Genomic DNA, 17,403 nt, shown 5'->3' on the forward strand with positions numbered 1-17,403 from the left:
CTAAGATCCTCGAGTAATTTTTCTCTTGATCTTTGTGTGGCGGGCGGCTACATAGGCCGCCCGCTATACTTTTGCGGCAATCGTCAACTCCAGTTGAGGGGCCGGTGTCCTTTTGAGGGCTCCGGTACATAATTACATGGATAGTCAGAACATTCGCATTCGCCTTAAGGCGTTTGACCATCGCGTGCTGGATCAGTCCACGCGCGAGATCGTCAATACGGCGAAGCGCACTGGCGCAGAGGTCCGCGGCCCAATTCCGCTGCCGACCCGCATCGAAAAATACACTGTTCTGCGGTCTCCGCACATCGATAAGAAATCGCGTGAGCAGTTTGAAATCCGTACGCACAAGCGTCTTCTCGACATTGTCGACCCGACCCCGCAAACCGTTGATGCTCTTATGAAGCTCGACCTTGCTGCCGGTGTCGACGTCGAGATCAAACTTTAATCGGGAGTAAGCCGCAATGCGTAGTGGACTTATTACCCAGAAGGTCGGCATGACCCGCGTCTTTAACGACGATGGTTCCCACCTTCCTGTAACAGTTCTGAAGGTCGAAGATCTTCAGGTTGTCGCCAACCGTACCAATGAACTCGACGGCTACGTCGCTGTTCAGCTTGGTTATGGCAAAGCGAAAGTGAAAAACGTATCGAAGCCGATGCGCGGTCACTTCGCCAAAGCCAAGGTTGAGCCGAAAGCCAAACTTGCTGAATTTCGCGTTAGCGAAGATGGCCTGATCGAAGTTGGTGCAGAACTTTCTGCTACTCACTTTGTTGATGGTCAGTACGTTGACGTAATCGGCACCTCCATCGGTAAAGGTTTTGCCGGTGCGATGAAGCGTCACAACTTCGGTGGTCTTCGTGCGTCGCACGGTGTGTCTGTATCGCACCGTTCGCATGGTTCCACTGGTCAGTGTCAGGATCCGGGCCGCGTCTTCAAAGGTAAGAAGATGGCAGGTCACATGGGTGCCGCACGTGTTACCGTTCAGTCCTTGAAAATCGTCACTTCTGACGAAGCAAAAGGTCTGATCCTGATTCATGGTGCAGTCCCGGGTCACAAGGGCGCATATGTCCTTGTTAAGGATTCTGTGAAACGTGCTGCGCCGGAAGGTCTTCCGTTCCCAGCCGCGCTTAAGGGTGCTGCCCCGGCTGCTGAAGAAGCTGTCGCCGAGGATAAGGAATAAGCATCATGAAGCTCGACATTCTTAAACTTGACGCTTCCAAGGCCGGTAACATTGATCTCGCAGAAGAGATCTTTGGTCTGGAAGTACGTCGCGACGTTCTGCACCGTATGGTGAACTGGCAGTTGGCAAAACGCCGTGCTGGTACCCATAAGGTAAAAGAAAAGTCGGAAATTTCCGCAACCACGAAAAAGTTCGTGCGTCAGAAAGGTAGTGGCGGTGCTCGTCACGGTTCCCGTAAGGCAGCACAGTTCCGTGGTGGTGGGGTTGTGCATGGTCCGCGTGTTCGCGATCACGCACACGATCTGACCAAGAAATTCCGTAAGCTCGCGCTTAAAACCGCTCTGTCGGCTAAAGCAAAGGACGGTAAGCTTATCGTTCTTGATAATGCGGAATTCTCGGATGCTAAAACCAAGAGTCTGGTTGCAGTTTTCAACAAACTCGGCTGGAAGTCTGCATTGATCATTGATGGTACGCAGGTCAACGAAGGTTTTGCTCGCGCTGCGCGCAATATCCCGCAAATTGATGTGTTGCCTGAGATCGGTGCTAACGTCTATGACATCCTTCGCCGTGACACCTTGGTGCTCACCAAGGGTGCGGTCGAAGCGTTGGAGGCACGTCTCAAATGACGATCATCAGCAAAGAGCGGATGTACGAAGTCATCCGCGCCCCGCATATTACTGAAAAGTCGACGTTGATTTCTGAACACAACGCTGTTGCGTTCAAAGTCGCGATCGACGCCACCAAGCCGGAGATTAAGGCTGCTGTGGAAGGTCTGTTCGGGGTGAAGGTCAAGGCGGTCAATACCTCTGTGGTAAAAGGAAAGACCAAGCGTTTTCGCGGTATTTCCGGTCGTCGGAGCGATTTCAAGAAAGCGATGGTAACCCTCGAAGAGGGTCATTCCGTCGATGTGACTACGGGAATCTAAGACAATGGCTTTGAAGAAGTTTAAACCAACCTCTCCTGGTCGCCGTCAGCTGGTTCTTGTCGATCGTTCTGATCTCCACAAGGGCAAGCCGATTAAAGCGTTGACCGAAGGTCTTCGCAAGAAAGGTGGCCGTAACAACACTGGTCGTATCACCGCCCGCCGTATTGGTGGTGGTCACAAACGTCGTTACCGTATGATCGATTTCAAACGTACCAAGTTTGATATTGTCGGTACCGTCGAGCGTTTGGAATATGATCCGAACCGCACCGCGTTTATCGCGTTGGTTCGTTATTCTGACGACGAATTGGCCTACATCCTAGCACCACAGCGTCTCGCAATTGGCGACAAGATTGTTGCCGCTGAACGCGTAGATATTAAGCCGGGCAATGCCGCACCGCTGAAGAATATTCCGGTCGGTACCATTATCCATAACGTCGAACTGAAAGCCGGTAAAGGTGGTCAGGTCGCACGTTCAGCAGGTGCCTATGTGCAACTTGTTGGTAAGGATCAGGGTTACGCCCAGCTGAAGCTGTCCTCCGGTGAAGTACGTTTGGTTCGTGGTGAATGCATGGCTACCATTGGTGCCGTGTCTAACCAGGACCATCAAAACATCAACCTTGGTAAAGCCGGCCGTAATCGCTGGCTTGGCAAACGTCCTTCGGTTCGTGGTGTAGCCATGAACCCGATCGATCACCCGCATGGTGGTGGTGAAGGTCGTACATCGGGTGGTCGTCATCCGGTTACGCCGTGGGGTAAGCCTACCAAGGGCAAACGTACCCGCTCGAACAAAAAGACCGACGCGCTTATCATGCGCCGTCGTCACAAGAGCTAACGGAGGAGGCTAGACTATGGCGCGTTCCGTTTGGAAGGGTCCGTTCGTTGACGGATACCTTCTTAAGAAAGCCGATACTGTCCGTGCCTCAGGCCGGAATGAGGTAATTAAGACCTGGTCGCGGCGCTCGACGATTTTGCCGCAATTTGTAGGCCTCACCTTTGGGGTTTATAATGGCCAGAAGTTTCTGCCAGTGCTCGTGAACGAAGATATGATCGGTCACAAGTTTGGTGAATTCTCGCCGACCCGTACCTACTATGGTCACGCGGCCGACAAAAAGGCGAAGAGGAAGTAACGATGGGTAAGAAAGCTGACATCCGTCGGCTGGCGGATAACGAGGCTGCTGCTTCGCTCCGGGCTTTACGCATTTCCCCGCGTAAGCTCAACCTCGTCGCCGAGTCGATCCGTGGTATGAAGGCAGAAGCTGCTTTGGCAGAACTGACCTTCTCCAACAAACGTATTTCGCAGGACGTCAAAAAGCTGCTGGAATCGGCAATCGCAAATGCCGAAAACAACCATCAGCTTGATGTTGATCGTCTCTTTATCAAAGAGGCGTCTGTTGGTAAGGCCTTCGTGATGAAACGTTGGCGCGCCCGTGCACGCGGTCGTGTCGGCAAGATCATTAAGCCGTTCTCCAACATCCGCATCGTCGTTTGCGAACGTGAGGAGACCGAGTAATGGGTCAAAAAGTAAATCCGATCGGTCTACGCGTTGGGATTAACCGTACCTGGGATTCCCGCTGGTACGCCAACAAGACCGATTTCGCTGATCTTCTTCATGAAGATATTGCGATCCGTAATTTCATCTTCACCCGGCTTAAGCAGGCCGGTGTCTCGAAGGTGATTATCGAACGTCCGGCGAAAAAAGCCCGCATCTCGATTCACTCTGCCCGTCCGGGTGTTGTGATTGGGAAAAAAGGCCAGGACATCGAGAAGCTCAAGAACGATCTGCAGAAGATGACCAAGTCAGAAGTGCAGGTTAACATCATCGAAATCCGTAAACCGGAAATCGATGCCAAGCTGGTCGCTGATAACATCGCCCAGCAGCTTGAGCGCCGTGTTTCGTTCCGTCGCGCTATGAAGCGCTCGGTTCAGAACGCAATGCGTCTCGGTGCTGGTGGCATTCGTATTAATGCTGCTGGTCGTCTTGGTGGCGCTGAAATCGCTCGTACCGAATGGTATCGTGAAGGTCGCGTTCCGCTGCACACGCTGCGTGCGGACGTTGATTATGGCACTTCAGAAGCACACACCACCTATGGTGTTTGCGGTCTGAAGGTCTGGATCTTCAAGGGCGAAATCATGGCACATGATCCGTTGGCTTCAGAGCGTAAAGCGCTCGAGTCGGCTGGTTCCGGTCGTAAGTAAGGAGATCCCGATATGCTTTCTCCGAAACGTACAAAGTTCCGTAAAGCCTTCAAAGGTCGCCTGAAAGGGCAGGCCAAAGGTGGTACCGAACTGAATTTCGGCGCTTATGGCTTGAAAGCCTTGGAGCCGGAGCGTATAACGGCGCGTCAGATCGAAGCGGCTCGCCGCGCGATCACTCGCCACATGCGCCGTCAAGGTCGTGTGTGGATACGCGTTTTCCCGGATCTACCGGTTTCGCAGAAGCCTGCCGAAGTCCGTCAGGGTAAAGGTAAAGGCTCGATCGAGTATTGGTCGGCACGCGTTAAACCGGGGCGGATTATGTTTGAACTCGACGGTGTTCCGTTGGATCTTGCACGCCGAGCTTTCGAGCTGGCAGCGGCAAAATTGCCGATCAAGACCAAGTTTGTCACACGTCTTGGTGAAGGGGAGTAATTAGTGATGAAAGTTGCTGATCTCCGCGCTAAAAGCGCTGACGAACTAAAACAGATGCTGCTGGACCTGCGTAAGGAGTCGTTCAATATGCGATTCCAGCAGGCTTCTGGTCAGTTTGAGAACACTGCGCGGGTCCGTCAGGTCCGTCGTGATATCGCCCGCATCAAAACCCTTCTCGGTAACGAGAAGGGTGCGACCGCGGCCTAACAGGACACGCAGAGGAGTAAACACACATGCCGAGGCGTGTATTGCAGGGGACAGTCGTTTCTACAAAGAACGACAAGACTGTGGTGGTCCGTGTGGAACGCCAGGTCATGCACCCGCTGTATAAAAAGTACGTGCGCAAGTCGAAGAAATTCCACGCGCACGATGAAGAGAACCGCTTCAAGACGGGTGACGTTGTTCGCATTCGCGAATGCAAACCGATCTCCAAATTGAAGTCTTGGGAAGTAGTGGTCGAGGAGTGAGTCCTCAGCCCAATCATAGTCAAGGGGTAAACCCATGATCCAGATGCAGTCCAATCTGGACGTTGCCGACAATAGTGGCGCTCGCCGCGTCCAGTGCATCAAGGTGCTGGGCGGTTCGAAGCGCAAAACCGCTCACGTTGGTGATGTTATCGTGGTTTCCGTTAAGGAAGCCATCCCGCGCGGTCGTGTAAAGAAGGGTGCAGTTCACAAAGCTGTCATCGTTCGCACCGCAAAGGAAATTCGTCGTGCCGATGGCTCGGCGATCCGCTTTGACCGTAACGCTGCCGTTCTCATTAATGCGAATGGCGAGCCGATCGGAACGCGTATTTTCGGCCCGGTAACCCGTGAACTTCGTTCGCGTGGTTACATGAAGATCATTTCGCTCGCTCCGGAGGTGCTGTAATGGCTGCCAAGATTAAAAAGGGCGACCGCGTCATTGTTCTGACGGGTAAAGACAAAGGGAAGACCGGCGAAGTTCTCGCCGCATTCCCGACCGAGAACAAGGTTCTGGTTTCGGGCATCAACCTGGTGAAACGTCACCAGCGCCCGTCCGGTGCTGATGCCGGTGGCATTGTCGAGAAGGAAGCGAAAATTAACGTTTCCAATCTCGCGATTGTTGACCCGAAAGAAAATAAGCCGACCCGCGTCGGTTTTAAGACCCTTGATGATGGTCGCAAGGTTCGCTTCGCGAAGCTTAGCGGCGAAGTCATCGACAAGTGAGGGACGGAAAAATGACGCGCCTGCGCGAACATTATAAAGAAGTGGTGCGTGACGCACTCCTAGAGCAGTTCTCTTACGGGAACAGCATGGAGATTCCGCGCCTCGAAAAGATCGTGATCAATATGGGTGTCGGCGACGCCACCCAAGATCGCAAAAAACTGGATGGTGCAGTTGCGGATCTCGCGGCTATCACCGGTCAGAAGCCTATCTTCACGGTAGCGAAAAAGTCGGTAGCGGCTTTCAAACTTCGTGAAGGCATGAACATCGGTTGTAAAGTGACCTTGCGTCGCGACCGTATGTTTGAGTTCCTGGACCGTCTTGTCACCATCGCGCTTCCGCGCGTTCGTGACTTCCGCGGCCTGAACAAAAAATCCTTTGATGGTCGTGGCAACTTTGCCATGGGCTTGAAGGAACAGTTCGTCTTTCCTGAAGTCGAGTACGACAAAGTTGACTCGGTCCGCGGGATGGACATCATCATTTGTACCACGGCTAAGTCTGACGATGAAGCTCTTGCCCTTCTTAAGGGCTTTGATCTTCCGTTCGGAAACTAACTGGAGGTTGGCCCATGGCCAAGAAGAGCGCTGTAGAGCGTGAACTCAAACGTGAACGCCTGGCCAAGCAATTTGCTGCCAAGCGTGCCGCCCTTAAAGCGGTAATCGGCAACCGCGAAACGTCCCCTGAGGATCGTATCGTGGCTGTGATTAAACTCGCCCAGCTGCCGCGTAACTCGGCCCGCATCCGTCAGCGTATTCGCTGCCAGTTGTCCGGTCGTCCGCGCGGTGTGTATCGCAAATTCCGCCTGTCCCGTATCGCGCTTCGTGAACTTGCTTCACGTGGTCAGATCCCGGGCATGGTGAAATCCAGCTGGTAAGGAGGACATCACATGTCGATGACCGATCCCGTAAGTGATATGCTCACGCGTATCCGTAACGGTCAGCGCGTTGGGAAATCCAGCGTTGTCTCGCCGGCTTCGAAACTGCGTACCGGTGTGCTGGATGTTCTCCAGCGCGAAGGTTATATCCGCGGTTATAATGTAAGTGAAATTCGCAAGGGCATCAGTGAAATCAGCATCGAACTCAAGTATTTTGAGGGCGAAGGTGTGATTAAGCAGATCGACCGCGTCTCGACCCCGGGTCGTCGTGTATATTCGAAGATCAAAGATCTTCCGAAGGTATACAATGGCTTGGGCATCGCAGTCCTGTCCACTCCGCGAGGAGTTCTTTCGGATCAGGAGGCTCGCGAACAGAATGTCGGCGGCGAAATCCTCTGCAAGGTATTCTAAGGAGGGCCAACGATGTCGCGAGTAGGTAAAAATCCGGTGGTCGTGCCTAACGGCGTTACCATCACCCTGAACGAAGAGCAGATCAGTGCAAAAGGTAAGCTCGGTGAGCTTAACTTGTCTCTGACCTCGGACGTAACCGTTACCCAGGAAGATAACCAGATCTGGGTGAAACCGAAAAATGATAGTAAGCGCGCTCGTGCCCTTTGGGGTACCACCCGTGCGAACATCTCGAACCTCGTTTCCGGGGTTTCAGAAGGTTTCACCAAGAAATTGGAAATCACTGGTGTTGGTTATCGTGCGCAGGTTCAAGGCAACAAACTTGTTCTGCAGCTTGGCTTCTCACACGACGTGGAAATGGAGATCCCTACGGGTCTTAGCGTCGTTGCTGAAAAGCCGACCCTTGTCGCCATCTCTGGCGCAGATAAACAGCTTGTCGGTCAGTTCGCTGCAAATGCACGCGGCTGGCGCGGTCCGGAGCCTTACAAAGGCAAAGGTGTCCGTTACGAAGGCGAGTATATCTTGCGCAAAGAAGGCAAGAAGAAGTAAGGACTGGCACGATGAAAAACGTGAGAAGCCTTTTCGAGCGCCGCAAACGTCGCGTTCGTTTTGCGATCCGCCAGAAAGCGGCCGGTCGCCCGCGCCTTTGTGTTCACCGTTCGAACGCTCACATCTATGCACAGGTTATCGACGACGTCGCTGGCACCACCTTGGTGGCTGCTTCGACGGCAGAGAAAGCCCTTGCAGGCAAAGGCAGTAATGCCGAAGCCGCTGTTCTGGTTGGCAAAGCCATTGCTGAACGTGCAGTTAAAGCTGGTGTGAAAACGGTCGTTTTCGATCGTGGCGGGTATTTGTTCCATGGCCGAGTGAAAGCTCTGGCCGATGCCGCCCGTGAGGGCGGTCTAGACTTCTAAGGAGCACGACCATGGCACGTAACCAGAATCAACAGCAGCAGCAGGCGCCGAAAGCCCGTGAAGAAAACGAACTCGTCGACAAGCTGGTTGGTATCAACCGCGTCGCGAAAGTCGTTAAGGGCGGTCGTCGTTTTGCATTTTCCGCAATGGTCGTTGTCGGTGACCAGCGCGGTCGCGTCGGGTACGGCACGGGTAAAGCCCGTGAAGTTCCAGAAGCGATCCGTAAAGCCACCGAAGCAGCCAAACGCAACATGATCCGCGTTCCGCTTCGTGAAGGGCGTACCCTTCACCATGATACCAAAGGCCATTTCGGTGCAGGCAAGGTTGTCCTTCGCTCGGCTCCGGCTGGTACCGGTATCATTGCCGGCGGTGCGATGCGTGCGGTTTTCGAAACCATGGGCGTTCAGGACGTTGTGTCCAAATGTACCGGTTCGAACAACCCACACAATGTGATCCGCGCAACCCTTGATGCTCTGGTCAACGGTGCGTCTCCGCGTCAGGTCGCTGCTAAGCGTGGCCTGAAAGTCGGTGACGTCGTTGCCCGTCGCGATAGCGGTTCGGCTGCGGCCGCCGTTCTCGAAAAGGAGTAATTCGATATGGCTGCTAAGAAAAAAGCGACTGTACGCGTTACCCAGACGGGTTCGCCGATCGGACGTCCGGCAGATCAGCGTCAGACCCTTGTGGGTCTTGGCCTGAACAAAATGCACCGGACTCGTGAGCTGGAAGATACACCAGCTGTTCGCGGTATGATCGCAAAGGTCAAACATCTCGTCCGTGTGGACGAGGCTTGATTGACCCCAGATCGAAAAGGTGTTGAACGATGAAACTCAACGAACTTGCCGATAACCCGGGTGCGCGTAAAGCGCGTACCCGCGTCGGTCGCGGTATCGGTTCGGGCAAAGGCAAAACTTCTGGCGCAGGTCAGAAGGGTCAGAAGTCCCGTTCAGGTGTAGCCATTAATGGCTTCGAAGGTGGGCAGATGCCTATCTATCGCCGTCTTCCGAAACGCGGCTTTACGAACCTGTTCAAGAAACAGTTCGGTGTTGTAAACCTTGGTACCCTTCAGACCGCCGTTGATAACGGTGATCTTGAAGAAGGTGCGAATGTCACCGTAGCTCTTCTTGCAGAAAAAGGCCTTGCCCGTCCGCAGAAAGACGGTCTGCGTCTTCTTGCTAAAGGTGAACTGAAAGCGAAACTGAACATCGAGATTACCGGTGCTTCCAAAGCAGCTGTTGAAGCTGTTGAGAAAGCCGGCGGCTCGGTTAAGGTTCTTGCTCCGGTCGCTGAAGCAAAAACCGCAGAATAAGCCTATAATGACTTCGTGAGGGTCCGGTTCCATTAATTTGCGGGACCGGACCCTCCAGTTTTAGTGTATTGGGAGATGAGTGCATGGCATCGGCCGCCGAGCAGCTTGCCGCGAACCTGAACTGGTCGTCTTTTACTAAGTCGACTGAGCTTAAAAAACGTATCTGGTTCACGTTGGGCGCGCTTATTGTTTATCGTCTGGGGACCTATATTCCGGTTCCTGGTGTTGACCCGTCTATTCTTGCTGACATTTTCCGTCAGAATGCAGGCGGCGTTCTGGGCATGTTTGACATGTTCGCCGGTGGTGCGTTGGGTCGTATGACGATCTTTGCGCTCAATATTATGCCGTATATCTCGGCCTCGATTATCATTCAGTTGATGACGACCGTTTCGCCCTCTCTTGAGACTCTCAAGAAAGAAGGCGAGCAGGGCCGCAAAAAGATTAATCAATATACCCGCTATCTGACAGTTGTGATTGCAACGGTGCAGGCATGGGGCATTGCTGTTGGTCTTGAAAGCATGACCGGTTCAACCGGTGCTGCTGTTCATGATCCGGGCATGTTCTTCCGCTTTACCGCTGTTGTGACCCTTGTTGGGGGCACCATGTTCCTGATGTGGCTTGGTGAACAGATCACCCAGCGCGGCATCGGTAACGGTATTTCGCTGATCATCTTTACCGGTATTGTTGCCGGTTTGCCCAGCGCGATTGCCGGTACCCTGGAACTTGGACGTACCGGCGCCATTTCTGCCTTGGCGATCATTTCGATTATCGTTCTGGCGGTTGCAGTTATTGCCTTCATCGTCTTTGTTGAACGTGCACAGCGCCGCGTTCTGATCCAGTATCCCAAACGCCAGGTTGGCATGAAGGTTATGGAAGGTCAGAGCTCGCACCTGCCGCTCAAGATCAACACTGCCGGTGTGATCCCGCCGATCTTTGCAAGCTCGTTGCTCCTGATGCCGCTTTCTGTGGCACAGTTTACCACGGGTGTTGATGCACCGGCGTGGCTGACAACGGCGACTGCGCTGCTTGGTCGTGGACAGCCGCTGTATATCGCGCTTTATATCGGCCTGATCGTATTCTTTGCCTTCTTCTACACGGCGGTTGTTTTCAACCCGGAAGATACGGCAGACAACCTGAAGAAACACGGTGGCTTTATTCCGGGGATCCGTCCGGGGAAAAATACCGCGAATCATCTGGATTTCATTCTGACCCGTTTGACGGTGATCGGTGCAGCTTATCTGGCGTTCGTTTGTATCTTGCCAGAGCTTCTGATCGCAGAATGGTCTGTGCCCTTCTACTTTGGTGGGACTAGCTTGCTGATCGTTGTAACGGTTACGATGGATACCGTTGCACAGGTTCAGTCTCATATGCTGGCTCATCAGTATGAAGGCCTGATCAAGAAATCCAAACTGCGTGGTCGCCGCCGATAAAGAAGCGACCACGGATATCAGGGGGACGGACGAACATGAACATTATCCTTCTTGGCCCTCCCGGCGCGGGCAAGGGTACTCAGGCAAAGCGTCTTGAAACAGGACGCGGCATGGTTCAGCTCTCAACGGGCGACATGCTTCGTGCAGCGGTAGCAGCTGGCACGGAACTGGGGCAGAAGGCAAAGGAAGTCATGGACGCGGGGAAACTCGTATCCGACGATCTTATGATCGGTCTGATTTCCGAAAGACTTGACCAGGATGATACCAAAAACGGTTTCATCCTGGACGGGTTCCCACGCACAACGGCCCAGGCGGAAGCCTTGGACGATATGCTGGCAACCAAAGGATTGGCACTTGATTATGTGATTGAACTGCGTGTGGATGATGCAGCGTTGGTGGCCCGTGTTGTCGGTCGCTATACCTGTGCCAAATGCGGGCAGGGATACCATGACGAGTTCCAGAAACCGGTTGAAGAAGGTGTCTGCGACGTATGTCAAAGCGCTGAATTCAAACGTCGCGCGGATGACACCGCCGAGACGGTCACCTCAAGGCTGGAAGCTTATCACAAGCAAACAGCACCGATCATTCCTTACTATGAAAAGGTCGGTAAGCTGAAAACAGTTGACGGGATGGCTGAAATCGACGAAGTTACGCGCGAGATTGAAGCCATCCTGGGGTAATTTCCCGGGCAGGGCGTCTTTTTGCTGGCGGGTTGGCAGTAATGCTGGCCCGCTTTTGCAGCGCTCTACCCAACCGGATCTGCCGCAGGGTTTGTTAACAGGAAACAGGAGTCTCACACAGTGGCTCGTATTGCTGGCGTGAACATCCCGACTGCTAAACGCGTCGTGATTGCGCTTACCTACATCACCGGCATTGGCCCGGCGAAAGCTAAAGAAATTTGCGCTAAGGTTGGAATCGAAGCAGCAACCCGTGTTCATCAGCTCTCTGATGACCAGGTTCTCAAGGTTCGTGAAGTCATCGACGCTGATTACACCGTCGAGGGCGACCTTCGTCGTGAAACCGCAATGAACATTAAACGTCTGATGGATCTGGGCAGCTATCGCGGCCTGCGTCATCGTCGCGGTCTCCCGGTACGCGGTCAGCGTACCCACACCAACGCTCGCACCCGCAAGGGACCGGCTAAGCCGATCGCAGGCAAGAAGAAGTAAGGTAGGGGACAGAGACAATGGCGAAAGCTCCTCAGCAGACTCGTGTACGTCGTCGCGAGCGCAAGAACATTACGAACGGTATCGCGCACGTAAACGCGACCTTCAACAACACCATGATTACCATCACTGACGTTCAGGGGAATACCATCTCCTGGTCGACCGCTGGTGGTATGGGTTTCCGCGGTTCGCGTAAATCAACACCATATGCTGCACAGATGGCTGCCGAAGATGCAGGTAAAAAAGCTGCAGAACACGGCATGAAAACTCTTGAAGTACAGGTTAAAGGCCCGGGTTCGGGACGTGAATCTGCACTGCGTGCGCTTCAGGCTGTTGGTTTCACGATTACGTCGATCAAAGACGTAACGCCGATTCCGCATAACGGTTGCCGTCCGCGTAAACGTCGTCGCGTCTAATCGCGTCGATCTGCGGACGACCCCGCGTTTGGGCCCGGTGCACCCGGGCCCCTTCGCGTTTCTCATGAGGGCAAAACTTGCTCTCCTTATATTAGGCTCCAGTTGCGAAGGTGGGTCTCGTGATTCAAAAGAACTGGCAGGAACTGATTAAGCCGACCAAGCTTGATGTTACTCCGGGTACAGACGCCAGCCGCGTTGGTACGATCGTGGCGGAACCGCTGGAGCGCGGTTTTGGTCAGACTCTGGGTAACGCGCTGCGTCGCATTCTGCTGTCGTCGCTCCAGGGTTCAGCGGTTACCGCGATCCAGATCGACGGCGTATTGCACGAATTTTCGTCGATCCCGGGTGTCCGTGAAGATGTCACCGACATCATCTTGAACATTAAGACCATGGGCGTGCGTATGCATGCCGAAGGTCCAAAGAAAATGACCCTGAAGGCGACCGGCCCTGGTGCCGTCACCGCAGGTCAGATTCAGACCGGTGCTGACATCGAAATCCTTAACCCGGATCTCGAGCTGTGCCATCTTGATGATGGTGCGACGCTGAATATCGAATTTACCGTTGATAACGGTAAAGGCTATGTCGCAGCAAGCGGTCACAGCTCTTCGGATGCACCGATTGGTCTTATTCCGATCGATGCAATCTTTAGCCCGATCCGTAAAGTGGCCTACAAGGTGGAAAACACCCGTGTTGGTCAGGATACCGATTTTGACAAGCTGTCACTTACCGTTGAAACCAACGGTGCGTTGACCCCGGAAGATTCGGTTGCCTTGGCTGCTCGTATCCTTCAGGACCAGCTGTCGCTGTTCGTCAACTTCGATGAGCCGGAAGCGGTTGTCGAAGAGAAGAAAGAAGACGAACTGCCGTTCAACCGTAACCTTCTTCGTAAGGTTGACGAGCTTGAACTTTCGGTCCGCTCGGCAAATTGCCTGAAGAACGACAACATCATCTATATCGGTGATCTTGTTCAGAAGACCGAAGCAGAAATGCTTCGTACGCCGAACTTCGGCCGTAAGTCGCTGAACGAAATTAAAGATGTACTGGCTCAGATGGGCTTGCATCTCGGTATGGAAGTCGGCGGTTGGCCGCCGGAAAATATCGAAGAACTCGCTCGTAAGTTCGAAGATCCGTTTTAATAACGGGTCTTCGGCCTTCGGGTCGTGATCGGAGCATTTATGCTCCAAACCGGGAAAACCAAATTGTTTGGCGTTTCCGGCGGGCTAGTTGCCCACACCGCACGTGCATGACCTGGCTTTGATCAGGGTGGCGGCGCGGTTTTACAATCGGTTTCGTGAGCGAAGCCAGGTTATTAAGGAGAGTTACCATGCGTCACGGTATGCACGGCCGTAAACTTAATCGTACGTCGTCCCATCGTAAGGCGATGTTTGCCAACATGGCAGTTTCGCTGCTCACCCACGAGCAGATCAAAACCACTCTTCCGAAGGCCAAAGATCTTCGCCCTTACGTCGAAAAACTGATTACGCTGGGCAAGCGGGGCGACCTGCATGCACGCCGTCAGGCTATTTCGATCCTGCGTGATGACAAAATCGTTGCCAAGCTGTTCGGCGAAATCGCTGAGCGTTACAAAGAGCGTTCGGGTGGTTACACCCGTGTTCTTAAAGCTGGCTTCCGTTACGGCGATGCCGCTCCGGTTGCGGTGATTGAACTTGTTGAACGCAATGCCGATGCAAAGGGTGCAGAAGACCGCGCTCGTGTTGAAGCAGAGAGCGAAGGCGAAGAAGCATCTGCTGAATAAGCACCGCTTCGGCCTTTAAGAAATAAAAACGGGCGGCGCCATACGGTGTCGCCCGTTTTCTTTTGCCCTGACAACGTCCCTAGCCGGGCGAAAGAAAACGGGGTTTTGTGCTGTGCAACGGCTAAGGTTGCCTGCGAATTTAGCTTAAATCAGTATTTCGCAACTTTGTTCATATTTCTGCCAAGGTTGCGCGGCAGTTCTGAAAACCCTAATTCTTTAGCCTGCCTGTTCCGATGGTTTAATTTGGGGGCAGGGTGCGTTTATGGACTTCCCGCCAAACGCATTTCCAATCAGATTATCTGACAGCGATAAGAGAGATCGACGTGCAAGCAAGATGGATCCCGACCATTTTCACGATTGCGGTAACCTGCCTGATGGCGGTTTCCGGCCCCACCAGCATTGCGCACGCGCAAAGTGAAGACAGACGACTTCCGTCCAGCGAGACAGAAATCAAGATGTCGCTGTCGCCACTGGTCAAGCAAACGGCCCCGACGGTTGTGAACATCTATACCAAAAAGGTCGTGTCGGAACGCGCGCGTTCGCCGTTCTTCAATGACCCGTTCTTCAAGCAATTCTTTGGCGATCGGTTCGGCGGTGCCTTTGGAGCCCCGCGTCAGCGCGTTGAACGTTCGCTTGGTTCTGGTGTGATTGTTTCGGGTGATGGCACGATTGTCACCAACCATCACGTGATCGACGGGGCCAGTGAAATTCGTGTGGTCTTGCATGATAACCGTGAATTTGATGCCGATCTGGTTGGATCTGACGAACGCACGGACTTGGCCGTTTTGAAATTGCGTGATGTTGAAGCCGAACTGCCATCGATCACATTTGGCGATTCTGATGCGGTCGAGGTCGGTGACCTTGTTCTTGCCATCGGTAACCCGTTCGGGGTCGGGCAAACCGTCACCAGCGGGATTGTATCGGCACTTGCGCGTGCCGGTGTGACCGGACAGGACTACCAGTCATTCATTCAGACCGATGCGGCCATTAACCCGGGGAATTCCGGTGGTGCCTTGATCGATATCGATGGCAAGCTGATTGGTGTGAATTCGGCGATCTTTACCAAGTCGGGCGGATCAAACGGCATCGGGTTTGCCGTACCGGTCAATATGGTCAAGGTGGTCATGCGCGGCCTGATCAGTGGCGATTTACGCCGCCCGTGGCTTGGTGCCGCCGGGCAGGCGGTAACAGCGGATCTGGCGTCCTCATTGGAGCTTGACCGCCCGCATGGCGTTCTGATCAGCGAAATTCGCGACGGCAGCCCGGCAGAGCGGGGCGGCTTACATCCCGGTGACGTTGTTGTTGCCGTCAATGGGCTTGCGGTTGATAACCCCAACGAATTGAAATTCCGCATTGCGACCCTGGAGCTGACCGGCGGGGCGGAACTTTCGGTCCTGCGTCAGGGGGCGTCGGTGATGCTGACCTTGCCGCTTGAAGTTGCACCGGAACTGCCTGCGCGCGATGAGAGCATTATTGAGGGCCGCAATCCGTTTAGCGGGGCCAAGATTGCCAATATGAACCCGGCACTGGCCGACGAAATTGGGACCGACACCCTAAGTACTGGTGTGGTAGTGCTTGGTGTGGCGCGTGATAGCCTTGCACGGCGCACGCGGTTACAGCCCGGCGACTATATTGTGGAAATCAATGGCGAAGCAATTGACTCGGTTGCCCGCCTGAAGGAAGTTGTCACAGCAGGTGAACGCAGCAAGGACTGGAAAATCGCGGTCAAACGCGATGGCAAGGTCCTGACAGGCGAGTTTACCCTGTAAGCATTCTTAGGTTTTTAAAGGCCCCCAATGGTTTCCCTGTTTGAAAGTCAGGTGTCGCGCCCGTTGGCCGACAGATTACGCCCGGCGAAACTCGACGAAGTCGTCGGGCAGGGGCATCTGTTTGGCGATGACGGTCCGATCACCCGCATGATCAAGACCGGGCGCGTGCCATCCGTCGTGCTTTGGGGGCCGCCTGGTTGTGGCAAAACAACGTTGGCGCGCCTGATGGCCGATGTTGCCGATATGGCGTTTGAACCCCTATCGGCGATCTTTTCCGGGGTGGCGGACCTTCGCAAAGTGTTTGATCGTGCGCGCGGGCGTCGGTCGACAGGCGGGGCGACCTTGTTGTTCATTGATGAAATCCATCGTTTCAACAAGGCCCAGCAGGACAGTTTCCTGCCGTATGTCGAAGACGGCACCATCACCCTGATCGGGGCGACGACCGAAAACCCGTCGTTCGAGTTGAACGCCGCACTTCTGTCACGTTGTCAGGTGCTGGTATTGAAGCGCCTTGACGATCAGGGGCTTGAAGAACTTCTGGTGCGTGCGGAAAAGGAAATGGGGTTTGAGCTGCCGGTAACACCGGAAGCCCGCGAAACATTGCGTGCCATGGCCGATGGCGATGGCCGTTATTGTTTGAACCTTGCCGAAGAACTGTTTTCCATGCCGCCCAGTGACGAGGATGGTCCACTTGGCGTTGCCGAACTTGCCCGCACCGTGCAAAAGCGCGTGCCGATATATGATAAGGGCGATGACAGTCATTACAATCTGATCAGTGCGCTGCATAAATCCATTCGCGGTTCCGACCCGGATGCGGCCCTGTACTGGTTCAACCGCATGTTGGCGGGCGGTGAGGACCCTAAGTTCCTTGCGCGTCGTCTGACACGTATGGCGGTTGAGGACATTGGCCTTGCCGATCCACAAGCCCAGCAGTTTTGCATCAGCGCGTGGGAATCTTACGAACGCTTGGGCAGCCCCGAAGGCGAGTTGGCTTTGGCTCAGGCGGTCATTTATCTGGCCCTGGCGCCAAAATCAAATGCCGGGTACGCCGCCTATAAAAAATCGCTCAAGATTGCGCGCGAAACCGGATCGCTGATGCCGCCGGCCCATATCCTCAACGCGCCGACCAAACTGATGTCTGACATTGGCTATGGCACGGGATATGCCTACGACCATGATCAGAAAGACGGTTTTTCCGGGCAAAACTATTTCCCCGATGGCATGCGCCGTCAAAATTTCTATGAACCGGTTGAACGCGGATTTGAACGCGATCTGAAAAAACGGGTGGAGTATTTTGATCGCTTACGCCAGGAACGACAAAAGGGACGGGGCGAGAATAACTGACGGTTGGTTAGTTATCAAAATGGAAACAATTAAGTGAAAATTCGCAGGATAATCATTAAATCCGAAACCAAGTAGGGTGCTTTTATCAAATTGAGCACGGACTTG

29 protein-coding genes are annotated in these 17,403 nt (G+C 53.9%); all 29 read left to right on the top strand.

Features of this window, described 5'->3' with window-relative positions; translation table 11 throughout:
• Window positions 1–136: 136 nt before the first annotated feature.
• The 29 genes from rpsJ to COO92_RS15010 all read left to right on the top strand — a co-directional run bounded on the left by rpsJ (window position 137) and on the right by COO92_RS15010 (window position 17,298).
• Window positions 137–445, top strand: coding sequence for a 30S ribosomal protein S10 (rpsJ, locus tag COO92_RS14870; RefSeq protein WP_007091508.1), 309 nt, complete (start codon window positions 137–139; stop codon window positions 443–445).
• Between the two features lie 16 nt (window positions 446–461).
• Window positions 462–1,178 carry a 50S ribosomal protein L3 gene (gene rplC / locus COO92_RS14875; RefSeq protein WP_101303392.1) on the top strand — a complete coding sequence of 239 codons (717 nt, stop codon included), beginning with the start codon at window positions 462–464 and terminating at the stop codon, window positions 1,176–1,178.
• Between the two features lie 5 nt (window positions 1,179–1,183).
• Window positions 1,184–1,804 carry a 50S ribosomal protein L4 gene (rplD, locus tag COO92_RS14880; RefSeq protein WP_022734147.1) on the top strand — a complete coding sequence of 207 codons (621 nt, stop codon included), beginning with the start codon at window positions 1,184–1,186 and terminating at the stop codon, window positions 1,802–1,804.
• Window positions 1,801–2,103, top strand: a complete 303-nt coding sequence (locus COO92_RS14885) for a 50S ribosomal protein L23 (protein WP_022734148.1) — start codon at window positions 1,801–1,803, stop codon at window positions 2,101–2,103. Before rplD ends, COO92_RS14885 begins: the two co-directional genes overlap by 4 nt.
• Before the next feature lie 4 nt (window positions 2,104–2,107).
• Window positions 2,108–2,935 carry a 50S ribosomal protein L2 gene (gene rplB, locus COO92_RS14890; RefSeq protein WP_022734149.1) on the top strand — a complete coding sequence of 276 codons (828 nt, stop codon included), beginning with the start codon at window positions 2,108–2,110 and terminating at the stop codon, window positions 2,933–2,935.
• Between the two features lie 16 nt (window positions 2,936–2,951).
• The gene (gene rpsS / locus COO92_RS14895; protein ID WP_022734150.1) at window positions 2,952–3,230 is read left to right on the top strand and encodes a 30S ribosomal protein S19; all 279 of its coding nucleotides are present in this window, start codon (window positions 2,952–2,954) and stop codon (window positions 3,228–3,230) included.
• Between the two features lie 2 nt (window positions 3,231–3,232).
• Complete coding sequence (gene rplV, locus COO92_RS14900; protein WP_022734151.1) at window positions 3,233–3,613, top strand: 50S ribosomal protein L22; 381 nt, start codon at window positions 3,233–3,235, stop codon at window positions 3,611–3,613.
• Complete coding sequence (gene rpsC, locus COO92_RS14905; protein ID WP_022734152.1) at window positions 3,613–4,299, top strand: 30S ribosomal protein S3; 687 nt, start codon at window positions 3,613–3,615, stop codon at window positions 4,297–4,299. The genes rplV and rpsC overlap by 1 nt, the downstream gene beginning before the upstream one ends.
• Window positions 4,300–4,311: 12 nt before the next feature.
• Window positions 4,312–4,731: a 50S ribosomal protein L16 gene (rplP, locus tag COO92_RS14910; protein WP_022734153.1), complete on the top strand. Its 420-nt coding sequence runs from the start codon at window positions 4,312–4,314 to the stop codon at window positions 4,729–4,731.
• A gap of 6 nt (window positions 4,732–4,737) precedes the next feature.
• Window positions 4,738–4,938, top strand: coding sequence for a 50S ribosomal protein L29 (gene rpmC / locus COO92_RS14915; RefSeq protein ID WP_022734154.1), 201 nt, complete (start codon window positions 4,738–4,740; stop codon window positions 4,936–4,938).
• Between the two features lie 26 nt (window positions 4,939–4,964).
• A complete protein-coding gene (gene rpsQ, locus COO92_RS14920; protein ID WP_008892183.1) occupies window positions 4,965–5,198 on the top strand; it encodes a 30S ribosomal protein S17 in 234 nt (77 codons plus the stop codon).
• A gap of 34 nt (window positions 5,199–5,232) precedes the next feature.
• Window positions 5,233–5,601 carry a 50S ribosomal protein L14 gene (rplN, locus tag COO92_RS14925; protein WP_022734155.1) on the top strand — a complete coding sequence of 123 codons (369 nt, stop codon included), beginning with the start codon at window positions 5,233–5,235 and terminating at the stop codon, window positions 5,599–5,601.
• Complete coding sequence (rplX, locus tag COO92_RS14930) at window positions 5,601–5,918, top strand: 50S ribosomal protein L24 (RefSeq protein WP_022734156.1); 318 nt, start codon at window positions 5,601–5,603, stop codon at window positions 5,916–5,918. Before rplN ends, rplX begins: the two co-directional genes overlap by 1 nt.
• Before the next feature lie 11 nt (window positions 5,919–5,929).
• Entirely contained in the window at window positions 5,930–6,469 is a 540-nt protein-coding gene (gene rplE, locus COO92_RS14935; protein WP_022734157.1) for a 50S ribosomal protein L5, read from the top strand.
• A gap of 14 nt (window positions 6,470–6,483) precedes the next feature.
• Window positions 6,484–6,789: a 30S ribosomal protein S14 gene (gene rpsN, locus COO92_RS14940; protein WP_022734158.1), complete on the top strand. Its 306-nt coding sequence runs from the start codon at window positions 6,484–6,486 to the stop codon at window positions 6,787–6,789.
• Between the two features lie 12 nt (window positions 6,790–6,801).
• Window positions 6,802–7,200: a 30S ribosomal protein S8 gene (rpsH, locus tag COO92_RS14945; RefSeq protein ID WP_022734159.1), complete on the top strand. Its 399-nt coding sequence runs from the start codon at window positions 6,802–6,804 to the stop codon at window positions 7,198–7,200.
• 12 nt (window positions 7,201–7,212) lie between these two features.
• Window positions 7,213–7,746 carry a 50S ribosomal protein L6 gene (rplF, locus tag COO92_RS14950; RefSeq protein WP_022734160.1) on the top strand — a complete coding sequence of 178 codons (534 nt, stop codon included), beginning with the start codon at window positions 7,213–7,215 and terminating at the stop codon, window positions 7,744–7,746.
• An 11-nt stretch (window positions 7,747–7,757) separates the two neighbouring features.
• Window positions 7,758–8,111 carry a 50S ribosomal protein L18 gene (gene rplR / locus COO92_RS14955; RefSeq protein ID WP_022734161.1) on the top strand — a complete coding sequence of 118 codons (354 nt, stop codon included), beginning with the start codon at window positions 7,758–7,760 and terminating at the stop codon, window positions 8,109–8,111.
• A gap of 11 nt (window positions 8,112–8,122) precedes the next feature.
• Window positions 8,123–8,701: a 30S ribosomal protein S5 gene (rpsE, locus tag COO92_RS14960; RefSeq protein ID WP_022734162.1), complete on the top strand. Its 579-nt coding sequence runs from the start codon at window positions 8,123–8,125 to the stop codon at window positions 8,699–8,701.
• A 6-nt stretch (window positions 8,702–8,707) separates the two neighbouring features.
• Window positions 8,708–8,902 (top strand): 50S ribosomal protein L30, encoded by a 195-nt coding sequence (gene rpmD / locus COO92_RS14965; protein WP_022734163.1) that lies wholly within the window; start codon window positions 8,708–8,710, stop codon window positions 8,900–8,902.
• Between the two features lie 29 nt (window positions 8,903–8,931).
• Window positions 8,932–9,417 (top strand): 50S ribosomal protein L15, encoded by a 486-nt coding sequence (gene rplO / locus COO92_RS14970; RefSeq protein WP_022734164.1) that lies wholly within the window; start codon window positions 8,932–8,934, stop codon window positions 9,415–9,417.
• Between the two features lie 83 nt (window positions 9,418–9,500).
• A complete protein-coding gene (secY, locus tag COO92_RS14975; RefSeq protein WP_101303394.1) occupies window positions 9,501–10,847 on the top strand; it encodes a preprotein translocase subunit SecY in 1,347 nt (448 codons plus the stop codon).
• 35 nt (window positions 10,848–10,882) lie between these two features.
• On the top strand, window positions 10,883–11,527 hold the full coding sequence (locus COO92_RS14980) for an adenylate kinase (RefSeq protein WP_101303396.1): 645 nt from the start codon (window positions 10,883–10,885) through the stop codon (window positions 11,525–11,527).
• Window positions 11,528–11,647: 120 nt separating this feature from the next.
• Window positions 11,648–12,016, top strand: coding sequence for a 30S ribosomal protein S13 (gene rpsM, locus COO92_RS14985; RefSeq protein ID WP_022734167.1), 369 nt, complete (start codon window positions 11,648–11,650; stop codon window positions 12,014–12,016).
• Window positions 12,017–12,033: 17 nt separating this feature from the next.
• A complete protein-coding gene (gene rpsK / locus COO92_RS14990) occupies window positions 12,034–12,429 on the top strand; it encodes a 30S ribosomal protein S11 (protein WP_022734168.1) in 396 nt (131 codons plus the stop codon).
• 119 nt (window positions 12,430–12,548) lie between these two features.
• Window positions 12,549–13,565 (top strand): DNA-directed RNA polymerase subunit alpha, encoded by a 1,017-nt coding sequence (locus COO92_RS14995; protein ID WP_022734169.1) that lies wholly within the window; start codon window positions 12,549–12,551, stop codon window positions 13,563–13,565.
• Between the two features lie 188 nt (window positions 13,566–13,753).
• The gene (gene rplQ / locus COO92_RS15000) at window positions 13,754–14,185 is read left to right on the top strand and encodes a 50S ribosomal protein L17 (protein ID WP_101303398.1); all 432 of its coding nucleotides are present in this window, start codon (window positions 13,754–13,756) and stop codon (window positions 14,183–14,185) included.
• A 323-nt stretch (window positions 14,186–14,508) separates the two neighbouring features.
• On the top strand, window positions 14,509–15,954 hold the full coding sequence (locus COO92_RS15005; protein WP_240626457.1) for a DegQ family serine endoprotease: 1,446 nt from the start codon (window positions 14,509–14,511) through the stop codon (window positions 15,952–15,954).
• 27 nt (window positions 15,955–15,981) lie between these two features.
• Window positions 15,982–17,298, top strand: coding sequence for a replication-associated recombination protein A (locus COO92_RS15010; protein WP_101303400.1), 1,317 nt, complete (start codon window positions 15,982–15,984; stop codon window positions 17,296–17,298).
• Window positions 17,299–17,403 lie beyond the last annotated feature (105 nt).

The organism is Thalassospira lohafexi (genome assembly GCF_002844275.1).
GTDB lineage: Bacteria > Pseudomonadota > Alphaproteobacteria > Rhodospirillales > Thalassospiraceae > Thalassospira > Thalassospira lohafexi.